The organism is Oscillatoria nigro-viridis PCC 7112 (assembly GCF_000317475.1).
Lineage (GTDB): Bacteria > Cyanobacteriota > Cyanobacteriia > Cyanobacteriales > Microcoleaceae > Microcoleus > Microcoleus nigroviridis.
Genome location: NC_019729.1, coordinates 6,859,793 through 6,872,987, shown reverse-complemented (window position 1 = coordinate 6,872,987; position 13,195 = coordinate 6,859,793). Strand labels below are relative to the sequence as shown.

Genomic DNA, 13,195 nt, shown 5'->3' with positions numbered 1-13,195 from the left:
ATTTTTGTTTATTGAGAATGTTAATTGTTGTATAGATTTAAGACTCGTTTTGAAACAGCCGTTATGCTGTCAGCAGGATAAATGTTTGATGGGACAGTGGCTTGAGTCTCTGGAAGACACATGAGCGATCGTCTGGTAGATGTCGATCGCCTGTTAGGTATGTCTCGCAAAATCAACATCGATCTCATAAAAGGGTTGTGTAGTAATGTCGGGCAATAGTCCTACACTCTTTTTTGGTCAATATAGTTTTATATTTTTACACACTCAGATACAATTCGGTATAGTCTGTCAAACCGTTAAAAAAGCAATTCCATTAAATTTTAGTAACTGCAAAGGCTATGACTAAAAAACCGCATCGCTTGATTCCACAAATTCTGGCTGCTGGTTTGACCCTGTTTGGGGTGGCCGCTTGTTCCCCTGTCTATTTCAGTCAAGGACTTGCTCGCGCAAATCAAGGAGATTTCAAGGGTGATGTAGCTGATTATAATCCGAATATCGACTTTAATGCCAGCAATGCTATTGCGTATCGTTGGAGTGATATCCAATATAAACCAGAGAAAAAAGAAGACTGGAGTACAGACGACTATTATAAATTAGGCTTTTTTATCCTGTTTGCGGGGCTGGCTGGTTTAGCTGTCTATTACAAACTAGCTCCTACATTCGCTGATGCCTACAACAATCGGGGTTTAGCCAAGTATAAACTAGGAAAAATAGAAGAGGCACTCTCTGATTATAATCAGGCGATCGAGCTTAATCCCAAACTAGCTTCTGCCTACTTAAATAGGGGTTTAACCAAGTCTAGCCTAGGAAAAAAAGAAGAGGCGTTATCCGATTATAATCAGGCGATAGACCTCGATCCAAAACGAGCTGCTGCCTACGTGGGTCGAGCTTTAGTCAAGCATGAACTAGGAAAAAAAGAAGAGGCACTATCCGATTATACGAAGGCGATAGACCTCGATTCAAAACTAGATGTTGCCTACGTCGGTCGTGGTTTAGTCAAGTCTGAGCTAGAGGAAAAAGCAGAGGCAATAGCAGATTATACGAAGGCGATAGAGCTAAATCCCAAAGATGTTGGTGCTTACAAAAATCGGGGTTTAGCAAAGTTTAGTTTAGGAAGAATAGAAGAGGCGCTGGCAGATTATAATCAGGCAATAGATCTCGATCCCAACGATGCTGATGCTTACAACAATCGGGGTAAGGTTAAGTATGAACTAGGCGAAAAAGAAGAGGCGCGGGCAGATTTTGTTAAAGCGAACAACCTGAATCCCAAATTAGCTGTTGCCTACTACACTCAGGGTTTAGCCAAGTATCGTGAAGGAAAAATAGAAGAGGCAATCGCAAATTATAATCAGGCGATCGACTTGAATCCAAACTATGCTGATGCCTACCACAATCGTGGCTTAGCCAAGTATAACCTAGAAAAAAGAGAAGAGGCAATCGCAGATTATAATCAGGCGATCGACTTGAATCCAAAATTAGCTGCTGGTTACAACAATAGAGGTTTAGCCAAGTCTCGCCTAGGAAGAATAGAAGAGGCGTTGGCAGATTATAATCAGGCGATCGAACTCGATGCTAACGATGCAGATGCTTACAATAATAGAGGTAATGTGAAGTATGAACTAGGGGCAAAACAAGAGGCGCGGGCAGATTTTGTTAAAGCTAATGACCTGAATCCAAAATTAGCTTTTGTCTACTTTAAGAGGGGTGTAGGTAAGTCTGAATTGGCGGAAAAAGCAGAGGCGCTGGCAGCTTTTTCTAATGCGGTTAATCTGAATCCAAAATTAGCTGTTGCCTACTTATTGCGGGGTAATATCAAGGGTGAGATTGGCAATCAAGAAGAGGCGCTGGCAGATTATAATCAGGCGATTCACCTAGATCCAAAATTATCTGCGGCCTACGTCAATCGGGGTATTGTCAAATCTGCCCTAGGGCACAAAGCAGAGGCGCTCGCAGATTATAATCAGGCGATCCACCTCGAACCAAAATTTTCTGCGGCCTACGTCAATCGGGGTATGGTCAAGTCTGACCTTGGGCAAAAAGCAGAGGCAATCTCCGATTATAATCAAGCGATCGAGCTCAATCCCAAATTAGCTCTTGCCTATGTCAATCGGGGCGCTGCCAAGTCTGAGCTTGGGCACAAAGCAGAGGCGATCTCCGATTATAATCAGGCGCTCGACCTCGATCCCAAATTAGCTGTTGCCTATGCCAATCGGGGTAGTGCCAAGTATGAGCTTGGGCAAAAAGCAGAGGCGATATCCGATTATAATCAGGCGATCGACCTCGATCCCAAATTAGCTATTGCCTACGTCGAGCGGGGCTATGTCAAGTACGATCTTGGAGAAAAAGAAGAGGCGATATCCGATTATAATCAGGCGATCGAGCTAAACCCCAATTATGCTGATGCCTACTACACTAGGGGTTTAGCTAACTCTGCCCTAGGAAAAACAGAAGACCCTCTCGCAGATCGTACTCAGGCGATCGAGCTTAACCCCAACTATTCTGATGCTTACTACACTCGGAGTGTAGCTAACTCTGCCCTAGAAACAGCAGAAGAAATACTCGTAGATTATACTCAGGCGCTCGACCTTAATTACAACAGTGCTAATGCCTACTTCCGTCGAGGTAGTTCCAAGTCTGACGTAGAGAAAAAAGCAGAGGCGATCGCAGATTATAATCAGGCGATCGAACTCAATCCCAAAGATGCTGTTGCCTACAACAATCGGGGTTTAGCAAAGTATAATTTAGGAGAAAATGAAGAAGCGCTCGCAGATTATAATCAGGCGATTCACCTTAATTCTTGCTATGCTGATGCCTACAACAATCGTGGTTTAGCTAAGTCTTTCCTAGGGCAAACAGAAGAAGCAATCGCAGATTATAATCAGGCGCTCGACCTTAATTCTTGCTATGCTGATGCCTACTTAAATCGGGGCTTAGCCAAGTCTGCCCTAGGGCAAAAAGCAGAGGCAATCGCAGATTATAATCAGGCGATTGACATCGATCCAAAACTAGCTGTTGCCTACAATAATCGCGGTAATACCAAGTCTGCTCTAGGTGAAAAAACAGAGGCGATCGCAGATTATACTAAGGCGATAGAGCTTAATTACTACAATCCTCATCCCTACTACAATCGGGGTTTGACTAAGTATAATCTAGGGGAACAAGAAGCAGCGATCGCAGATTATAGTAAGGTAATCGAGCTTAGTTACTATAATGCTCATGCCTACTACAATCGTGGTTTAGCCAAGTCTGACCTAGGACAAAAAGCAGAGGCGATCGCCGATTATCAAAAAGCCGCTGACTTGTACAAGTACCAAGGAAATACAAGTGATTACCAAGAGGCTATTAACAAAATTCAAGAATTATCAGCAGAGTAGCGACTTAGAGATTATTTTGAGAAACCGACCGAGGAGATTTTGCCTTTGGGGAATATTTATCCAGCCGATTTAATTGAACCGCATAAACGCTGCAATCGGTAGAGTAGATATTAACCCAATTGCTGCAATCCCTTACCGTGCAAATTCTGCTTGATGTGCTGCATTTCCTTGATATCCTCACCCGCAACTATCCCGTAAATTTCCGTGTAGATTTTCCCGTATTTAACCTTCTCTAAAGCCGACAGGATTATCAAGTCCTTGCGATCGAGTTCTGGTTTCAGGGTGACAAGAATCGATTCCAAAGTCCCGTCCATTCGCCAGTTACTGGAATATTGAGCCACCTCCTTTCCCAGCCCCAGTAAGGTGTGGCGCTGCAAGCAAAGCGGAGTCGAGCCATTAACTCGGAAATTGGCATCAATGGCATACAACTGTCCTTCAGAGTCTTCCAGCACGTCGAAGCCAATAACGCCGAAATAACCCTGTTGGTGAGCATATTTACCAATAGCGGCAATCATCTCAAAAAACCTACTCATGTCGGTTTCGCGGTAGTGAATCAGTCCCCCTAAATAGCTGCCCTCTGGAGTGACAAGTTGGCTGGTAGTGCCGATGAGCCTGATATTTCCCGTTTTGCTTACATAAAACTGCACGCAGTAGTTCTGCACTTGATTCTTGACGAATTCCGAGACAATAATCGTATCGAGCAACTTAATATCGAGATATTTCCTCACTTCCTGCAAGCAGTAGTTCAGATCGCTGGCGCTTTTGATAATATAAGTGCCTTCTCCAGAAAGTCCGTGGGATGTTTTAATCAAGTAGGGGAATTGCTCTGGTAACTGAATGCTTTCGAGATTGACTTCGTGCAGATTGTAGCTTTGGTATTTCGGACATTGCACCCCTAATTCTGCTAGCGTTGTTTTGCTGAGCAAGTGATAGTGGATGTCGGGATGGACGGCGTGTTTTTCAGGTTTGAGATTGTCGAAGGGAAATAGAGTCAGGAGTTTGTCAAAGCGATCGCTGCCGCTGAGTTCGTCGAGATAAGTCGAGCAATCTATCATCTCCATACTGCTGTTGCTGAAGCCCAAATGCTCCCGCCAATAGTCAATCAGCGAGTTCGGCGGCTGATTAATTACAATCCCTGGGATGGCATCGCCTAACACAGCCAGATTTTTCCAAGGTTCCTTCTGACCAATCTTGTCGAAAGAAGTTTTGGTGGCTTCACTGCTGCCATCTTGAATAAAGTATTTTTTCCTGTTGGGGTAAGCAGCCCAACTGGCAGTTGCAGGGTAATTTAGGATGAACGCATAACGTGCATCTGTGATGTCTGGAGCAAACAAATCGGAAAGAGAATTGCATTGAAAGTAAGGAAAGTCGTAGGTTGAGTTCATAAAAATATCCAAGTCTAGTTTGAATTCAACTGTTTTCCCGGCCACTAATTAGCTCGATGAACATGGGTTTTTTATCCATAATCTTTCGCGCCACAGAGATGGGATGGCGCACGCCTTGAACATTGGCGATCGCTCCCCAAGCTAATGAACCGCCTTCCACGATCGCTGCGTCTAGCTCTACTTCTCCCTGGTTGTTGATAACCGATCCAAAGCCTGCGTTAAATGTCTGGTCAGTTTCCAGAACCCGGATAGCTGCCTCAACGGCTTCTGCTGCTGTAACCCCGCTTGCGAGCACTGCCCAACCCGCTTCTGCTGCTGCGGTACAGCCTGCATTGTTGGCTGCAACCTTCTCTTCTGAGATGGTTTTTGCTCCACCGCGAACAATCATGCTCAATACCATAAATTTCCTTTTTTTATTTTAAAAACTACTTAAGTATTTATTCTATCAATCAATTTTTAAGTAGTTTTTGATACCTCATATTTTTATATATTACCTGTGTTTTATTTGGGGTTGTTCTATCTTCAGAGATAATTATTTTTGTCGATGTTTGTGTTCCTTTAGACCTAGCTATTCACGAATTATTAATACATATTGACCAAAATTATATCAATAGTGTGAGGCAATTTGGCGGGGATTTAGTTAAAAAATTGAAAGATTTAGGGAGTAAAGAGGGGGTAAAACTTAAGGCGATGCACTACACCTTAACAGGCAAAATAGCTAAACCTGAAGAATGAGACTTTGAGAGAAAATAAGTGCGATCGGTATTCACATCACTCTGAGCCTTTCTGCTGACCCGGCCAAAACCCGCGCAGCCGCAACAAACTAGCCATTTTACCAAACTCAGCCTTAGCGATCGAACGGGAGTGCGATCGCTAATTCGGCGGTACTGTTATTGCTGTGCAAAAAGCGCTATTTTTACTGTTAACAAAAGTTGCAATCTTTTATTATTAAAACCGCCAGTAAAGGCAGATTAACGCCTAGGAAAATTACAAATTACCATGAATTCATTTAGCTTACTTTCCTGAAAGTAAGGTTAATTCTTGGTTCAGTAACTTTGGCTGCTTTCGGGATTTGGTGTTGCCAAAAATGCTGGGTTACTCCTTTCATCAGCAGGAAGCTTCCAGGAGTTAATTGAATTTCTAATTTCATTTCTTTTTGGTATTTGTGCCTGAGCATAAAACGACGAGTAGCCCCAAAACTTACAGAACCGATTGCTGGGTTTTCACCAAGTTCTGATTCATCATCACTGTGCCAAGCTACACTATCTTTGCCGTCGCGATATAGATTAAGCAACACGCTGTTAAACACTGTACCTGCTATTGCTTCTATTTTAGATTTGATGGTTATGAGTGTAGGTGTCCATAGATTAGGCTCCATTTTTATTTGGGAGTAAGTGTAAGATTTACCTGCATCTCCGTACCATGCGCTAAGTCGCGGTATAGCGACTTGCTTGCCAAAAAGCAGGGCCACCTCTTGCTTCCAATTAATAGTGCCGTACAATTCCGCAAATATCTGGTTGCTCTCAATGTTATTGAAGAAGTCGCGGTACATGATTATTTCGGCATCAGGCAGAGATAATTGCTGACCATGCTTCTGGCTTTCTGCTTTCGGGTCTTCCCACAATGAAAGTTGAGTGTACATAAATCTGCTCGCTGATTACCTTTTACTGAAATTGATAAATATACAGTTGTTTACACAAGCACTGCCCAGCTTTACCATTAATCATGTAAAGCTAATTTTAGCATTTTAACAATACAAGGATAATTACTTTTTGTAACTGACATAAATTTTTATGTGTTCACCAACCAAATCTTGAATCGTGATTTAAGATGAGGCTGGCGTCAATTAGCTATAGCAATCCTAAATCATTTGTGAATTTCTTACTCCCTCCCCAAGGCATCGGGGAGGGCTGGGGTGGGGTAAAAAAATTACGATTCATTTAGGATTACTATATGTACTATGAATTGCTTTCAAATAATTAAATCTGTTCTTGATGAAGCTTATGTCCAAATTCCAGGAGATGAAGCTGAAAAGGATGAGGTAATTAATGACGCCCTAGAATACCTGCGAGGAGAATATTCTCAACTATGGCAGGAATGTAACATAAATTGTAGCGACCCGATGTTGACGGGGTTGTCACCCCGTCACATGAAAACGATCTCCCCCTCCAACAATGTAGCGATCGAGCTTTGGACTTTTATGATTAATCTAAATCGTGTGGCGTGTCTTTGATTTTTGTGCGATTTCTTAGAGTAGACTGACAGCGTTCCCAGTAAATTTTAGCGACGGCATCGCCCGGATTCTCACGCCAACAGTTGGCAAACAGCCGCCCCGCCTCAGCTAACTTCCCTTCCGAGTAAATTTCCAAAGCTTCGGCAAACAATTGCAGCGTCGCTAACTTGCCCGCTTTAATTTCTGGCGTGTCGGCATCAAACACCTCATAAATCGTCACAGCTTCAGATTTCCCCTTGACTTTTACCGTGTCCAGGGTGCGGATTGCGTACTGAGATGGATTTTTTAGGCGCGAATAAGTTGGCTGGGTGATTAACAGCGACACCCCATAATTTTTCGTCAAACTTTCCACACGAGAAGCTAAATTCACCGCATCGCTGATTACCGTCCCGTCCATGCGATTTTGACCGCCCACCGTTCCCAGCATCAAAGTTCCAGTATTGATGCCAATCCCAATCTGAATCGGCGCACAGCCAAAATTAGCGCGATGTTGATTGTATTCAACTAGGCGGTGCAGCATAGCAATTCCCGCTTTCACGGCACGATCAGCCTCGCCGCTAAACAGCGCCATAATCGCATCGCCAATATATTTATCAATAAACCCGTGATTTTCATTAATGACGGGTTCCATGCGAGAAAGATAGGAATTGATAAATTTGAAATTATCCTCCGGCGTCATAGTTTCCGAAAGCGTAGTAAAATCGCGAATATCGGAAAACAGCACCGACATTTCTAACTGCACTTGGTCGCCCAATTCGACATCGACAATGCTTAATTTTTCTAAAAAATGGAGGAATTGATTGGGAACGAAACGCTCGTAAGCTTTGTTGAGTTGGAACAATTCATCGGTAAATCTGATGCGCTCAGTTTCGGCTTTTTTACGCTCCGTGATATCTTGAAAGGCTACAATTGCATAAGAAATATTGTCCTTTTCATCATAGATGGGCGTACCCCAAGCCTCGATCGGAATAATTTCGTTGCCTTGGTGGATTTCCATATCATCTACAGTGGCACTTTCGCCCCTCAACGCCCGCACAGCAGGCAATTCTGCCGAGGGATATTCCTGCTCTGTTCCCGCTTGATAGAGTTGATAAACCTCTGGTATTTGCTCGCTGGTGACTTCAGGAATAACTCCTTTACCCAATAATTGAATAGCAGCGCGATTACTATAGTAAGGTTTGCCAGAAGCATCCAGCACTGACACCCCGACTGGAATTGCTTCTAAAAATTGAGTGAGTCTGTTCTCACTTTCGCGGACTTCTGTATAGAGTTTAGAATTTTGAATCGAGATAGCTGCCTGTCCAGATAACACTTTTAATAGTTCCACTCTTTCTGGGGTAAAAGCTCCGGCGGTCAAATTGTTTTCTAGATAAACAATACTGACGATTTGAGATTGGTAAATCAGCGGCACGCATAAAATTGATTTAGGCTGATTTTTTTGGATGTAGGGGTCGTTGGTAAATTGTCCCGATCGGGTAGCATCATCTAGTACCACGCTTTCTTGAGTGCGGGCGACATAATTAACAATTGCGGAGGAAAGTTCTTGACAATATTCAACGGGGATTGACTGCAAGATGGTCATTTGTTCTGAGTTTATGGCTCCTTCAGCTTCAATTAACAGTTTTCCCTGACTTGATAAAATTAGATATCCTATTTCCGCCCCCGCATTCTCAATCAAAATTTTCATCAAGTTAGAGAGTAATTTATCCAGCAAGATTTCGCCAGAAATTGCGGTAGTTGCTTTCATTACTGTGGTTATATCTAAGTTATTAGCCAAACCAGTGGTCGTTACGGTTGCGGTGGTTTTAGTGTTGTTTCTTCCCGCTTGAATAGGTTTTAATAAGTGGGGGGATCGCGTTTCTAAATCTTTTACCTTAGCAGTGGCTCCCCATTGGATATAACAATAATACGCCTCAATCATGTAGAGTTGGGCAAATTTTTCTTTATCCCATTCTAGGTAAAATTTGGCTGCTAGTTCATTAGCTAATGCTTCTTCGTTGAGAAATTGATTTTCTTTAGCGAGGGAGATGGCCCGCTCGTACAAATCTATTGCTTCTGCTTTATTGCCCAAAACACGTTGCCGTTCAGCCTCCACCAAATACCATTTATGCAGATAATTCATGGGAGCATTTTGCGCCCACTGTTTCAGCGTAGTTTGATGAATTTCCACCTCAGCAAGAATTTGAGCTTGCTCAATTTCTGGGCGGGTGGGAAAAAGTGCCAGGTGCGTCAGGGCGGCATAGAAATGGAAAATGGGAACAAAAGCTAATCCCGATACAGCTATTAAATACTGTTTGCCTTGGGCAAGGTAGTCAAGAGCGGCGGTGTAATTACTAAAGGAGTAAGCAAGCAGCAGTTTATAAATGTAGGCAACAGCGATAGCACTGAGGTTATTGTCCTGATGCTGCTTAGGAATCATCACCGTTTCATCGTAGGCAGTTCCTATTAAACAACCCGACCGAATACGGGTTTCCCTCAAATTCCACACCGTCTGCTGGATTATATCCAAAAAATCCTGAGCCGGATATTGCTTCACCTGAGCCAAGACAGCCCTGTAACCGACGATTTCAGGTTCCCAAATATCCAGTTCGATCCCACTGAAAAATTTGTTACTAAAGTAATGACATATGTTGTAGCCAGCGCCTACAAAGTCGCCGGTTTCCATGCCCAACCTATAGCCTTCTTTCAGCGTCGGTATCGTTGCCAAAATAGCTTCTTGGCGATGCTGAATCCAACCACCAAACAACAGCAGAATTATAGACTTGAATTCGAGCACATTGAACCTATCGAGCAATGAGAGTGCCAATTGCCCAAAGCCATAGCCCGTTTCCACCTCTTGTAAAAAGGCACAGAACACCATCCCGTGCATCGCATAACCCACCGTCGATGCGGGCGCATTCCCAAAGGATAGCGATAAACTCACCATCGTGGAGCTAAGGAGTGGTAGTAAACCGGACTTTCCCATGAAAATCGGTCCCGGTAACATTCCTAACATTTGCATAGCTGCCTGAGTCTGGGAATTCGTCATCACAGGTAGGTCAACCAGTTCCTCAATTTGTCTGCCCTGAAGTTGACTCTTCAGGGTTTGTAGCGCTTTACTAATCAAAGCTTCGTCAGGTTCAGTTGGGAATTCAACCCCCAGTTGTAAGAGTGCATTTCTGCCCACTGCGATCGCCTCCAACATCTTGCCCTGGGCTGTCTGGGCGGCGATTGAAATTTCGTAAATTTTAACTCGATCTAAAATCGTCTTAGCTTCTTGCAACACCAGCGCTGCTTTGTGTTCCATGCCTTCAATGTCAGCATTCAAATAGGCGGCTTCAGCGGCAGCAATATAGAGATTCAGGGTCAACTCATACTGACTTTGCCAGCAGTTGGCTGTCAGTAGCTCAATCCCTGTTTGCAGATAGACCATGGCGGCTGCGTAGGCGGTAGAACTTCTTGCCTTACCTCCCGCTTCTAAGTTGAGTTTTGCTAAGGCTTCTCGTTCGCTTAATTGATTGATTAACTCAATTGCTTGATTCAAATGCCCCACAATATCAAAGAGTTTTTCTTCTCTTTCAATATCCGAGGAATTTTGTAGCAGTAACCGTCCAATTTTGAGATGAGTGGCTTGTTTTTGGTCGTCGGGAATCAATGAATAAGCCGCTTGCTGGACGCGATCGTGCAAAAACTTATAAGTTGGATTAGCAACAGACTGATGCGGGGATTGAGCATCTGCTTGAATGAAGTTATAGCCTTCTGCACTGACTAAAATGACTCCTTCAAGCAAAGCTTTCCATAGCACTGATGCCGTTGGTTCGGCTACTTCTTCGCTGACTAATGCTAATGTATCTAAATCAAACTGCCCCCCAATGCAAGCCGCCAATTTTAGAACATTCTGAGTTTCTTTCGGCAACTTCTGCAATTGCACCGCCATAAACTCCACCACATCCGAGGCCTCGGCAAATGTAACTCGAGCAATATCGCACTGCCACCCCCCTTGTACCCCCCTCTGTCCCCCCTTGGTAAGGGGCGATGAAAGGGGGGTGGGGGACACCGGGCGGTCAAAAATAATCAGCCCATCTTCATACAACGCCTTGAGGAATTGAGTTGAGAAAAAGGGATTACCTTTAGTTTTTTCATAAACCAATTCTGTCAAGGGTTGAGCAAAAGATAAATCGCAGATCAGCGTATCTGCTACCAACTGATTGAGATCTGCTAAACTCAACGGTTGCAGAGTAATAGTATTCACCGTGGCTCCCGACTTCACAATCTCATCCAGTGTCAACATAAAAGGATGAGATTGTGAGACTTCATTATCTCGATAAGCACCCAATACCAAGAGATGTCCCGTATCCTCCATCAACAGTTGTAGCAATTTTAAAGATGCGCCATCCGCCCACTGCAAATCATCCAAAAATATCACTAAGGGATGTTCGACAGTAGTCAATACTTGCACAAACTTTTGCATCAGCAGATTAAAGCGATTTTGGGCAGCCATACCGGATAATTCTAGTGCTAGAGGTTGAGCGCCAATGATGCGTTCTAACTCAGGAATCACCTCAATCAGCACTTGCCCGCTATCGCCCAATGCTGTCAGAATATTGGTCTTCCAGGTTTGTAATTGAGCGTCACTTTCTGATAATAGTTGCCCCATCAATTCCCGAAATGCTTGTACAAATGCACTGAAGGGAATATTGCGCCCAAATTGGTCGTATTTGCCTTTAATAAAATAGCCCCGCTGTCTGGCGATTGGCTTGTGGACTTCGTTCACTACTGCGGTTTTACCAATCCCAGAAAAGCCAGCTACCAAAATCATTTCGGCGCTACCTGTACTGACTCGTTCAAAGGCTGATAATAGATTAGAAACTTCAGTTTCCCTGCCGTAGAGTTTTTCGGGAATCAGGAAACGGTCGGTAAGATCCCGCGTGCCCAAGGCAAACGTCTCAATGTTAGCCGTTGCTTGCAATTGAAAAAGACAAGTTTCTAAATCCTGCTTGAGTCCCAAGGCAGTTTGATAGCGGTTTTCCGCATTCTTTGCCATCAATTTACTGACAATTTGCGAGACAATTAGGGGAATTACTGGCTCGATTTCGTGCGGGGGAACAGGCTGTCTGGCAATGTGGCAGTGAACTAGCTCTAAAGCATCTTCTGTATCAAAAGGAACTTGTCCTGTCAGCAACTCGTAGAAGGTAACGCCGAGGGAGTAAAAGTCTGTGCGGTAATCGAGAGCGCGGTTCATCCTGCCAGTTTGTTCCGGCGAGATGTAAGCAAGGGTTCCTTCCAGAATGCCGGGATTTTTCAGTATCGGTGTTTCTCTGATTAGCTGAGTGGAAATGCCAAAGTCAATAATTTTTAATTGTTCTGTTTCCGGGTTGTAAACAATATTGGAGGGGTTAATATCTTTGTGGATGATGTTAGCGCTGTGAATTTGCCCTAAAATTTCAGTGGTGGCGATCGCAATTTGCAGAAACTCCTTGAGACTAAACTTCCGCTCCTGCATCCAAACTTTCAAGGATTCGCCGCCAAAGTCCTCCACAAACATCACGAGGCTGTTTTGGTATTTTTGCAAGTCATAAACCCGCACGACTCCCGGCTCTTTTAGCTCTTGGGTGATGCGGTATTCAGTGCGGTAGCGCACCAATTCTTGAGGTGTGGGGTAGCTTTCTTTGAGCAGTTTGAGGATAATTGGCTTTTTATCTGCTTCCCGAATCGCCCGGTAAACCAGAGAGTTGACACTTTCGTAAAGAACCGCCACAACCGCAACGCCTGGAATCGAGAGCATATTGATTTTTAGTGTAAAAATTAAAGCTAAGTCAAAACGCACCAGCTTTGTGTATAGAATAGCGCGTTATAAAGGACAAAATGGGATTTGTTAACAAATGTTGAGTTTTTCGGGAACAGGCTGCAAATACTTTGTGGTAGCCCCGATTTCGATCGCCTAGTTTGTAGGGTGCATCAACAGTCGATCGCACTTTTGCTGTGATTTCCAGCCCACATGACGCAGCCTGGGGTGTGACACAGCATAATCACGCAGAAAACTCTATTTTAAAAGTAATAAATTATGGCTTTAAAACGTTTTTGATCGGTCAATCTACGGTATAAATCTCTAAATTATAGCTTTATTGCCCGCTAAAAATAAGTAAAAATCGATCGTGACATTTTAGGGTGCAGAATTTAGGTTTCAGGTATAGCAACCGCCCTGATGGTGACGACGTTCTTAA

At 43.7% G+C, this 13,195-nt stretch carries 6 protein-coding genes; 2 read left to right on the top strand and 4 right to left on the bottom strand.

All coding sequences use genetic code 11. The annotated features are described in order from the left end of the window. The first annotated feature begins 338 nt into the window (after window positions 1–338). Entirely contained in the window at window positions 339–3,374 is a 3,036-nt protein-coding gene (locus tag OSC7112_RS28525) for a tetratricopeptide repeat protein (RefSeq protein WP_015179151.1), read from the top strand. A 110-nt stretch (window positions 3,375–3,484) separates the two neighbouring features. Here OSC7112_RS28525 and OSC7112_RS28520 read toward each other — a convergent pair whose 3' ends face one another. From OSC7112_RS28520 to OSC7112_RS28510, 3 genes are all read right to left on the bottom strand, one after another. Continuing rightward, a complete protein-coding gene (locus OSC7112_RS28520) occupies window positions 3,485–4,759 on the bottom strand; it encodes an ATP-grasp domain-containing protein (RefSeq protein WP_041623596.1) in 1,275 nt (424 codons plus the stop codon). Between the two features lie 25 nt (window positions 4,760–4,784). Further along, entirely contained in the window at window positions 4,785–5,159 is a 375-nt protein-coding gene (locus OSC7112_RS28515; protein WP_015179149.1) for an isoaspartyl peptidase/L-asparaginase, read from the bottom strand. A 609-nt stretch (window positions 5,160–5,768) separates the two neighbouring features. Further along, on the bottom strand, window positions 5,769–6,401 hold the full coding sequence (locus OSC7112_RS28510) for an alpha-ketoglutarate-dependent dioxygenase AlkB family protein (protein ID WP_015179148.1): 633 nt from the start codon (window positions 6,399–6,401) through the stop codon (window positions 5,769–5,771). Window positions 6,402–6,719: 318 nt separating this feature from the next. Between OSC7112_RS28510 and OSC7112_RS28505 the strand changes: the two genes are divergently transcribed. Beyond that, window positions 6,720–6,992 carry a hypothetical protein gene (locus OSC7112_RS28505; RefSeq protein WP_015179147.1) on the top strand — a complete coding sequence of 91 codons (273 nt, stop codon included), beginning with the start codon at window positions 6,720–6,722 and terminating at the stop codon, window positions 6,990–6,992. On the opposite strand, the gene OSC7112_RS28500 is transcribed toward OSC7112_RS28505, so the two are convergent. Beyond that, on the bottom strand, window positions 6,964–12,756 hold the full coding sequence (locus tag OSC7112_RS28500) for an AAA family ATPase (protein WP_015179146.1): 5,793 nt from the start codon (window positions 12,754–12,756) through the stop codon (window positions 6,964–6,966). The two genes, OSC7112_RS28505 and OSC7112_RS28500, sit on opposite strands and share 29 nt — an antisense overlap. Window positions 12,757–13,195 lie beyond the last annotated feature (439 nt).

Bases quoted from the DNA above. Each gene is read 5' to 3' on its own strand.
- OSC7112_RS28510 (WP_015179148.1), bottom strand. From the start codon at position 6,401: ATGTACACTCAACTTTCATTGTGGGAAGACCCGAAAGCAGAAAGCCAG.
- OSC7112_RS28515 (WP_015179149.1), bottom strand. From the start codon at position 5,159: ATGGTATTGAGCATGATTGTTCGCGGTGGAGCAAAAACCATCTCAGAA.
- OSC7112_RS28525 (WP_015179151.1), top strand. From the start codon at position 339: ATGACTAAAAAACCGCATCGCTTGATTCCACAAATTCTGGCTGCTGGT.
- OSC7112_RS28520 (WP_041623596.1), bottom strand. From the start codon at position 4,759: ATGAACTCAACCTACGACTTTCCTTACTTTCAATGCAATTCTCTTTCC.
- OSC7112_RS28505 (WP_015179147.1), top strand. From the start codon at position 6,720: ATGAATTGCTTTCAAATAATTAAATCTGTTCTTGATGAAGCTTATGTC.
- OSC7112_RS28500 (WP_015179146.1), bottom strand. From the start codon at position 12,756: ATGCTCTCGATTCCAGGCGTTGCGGTTGTGGCGGTTCTTTACGAAAGT.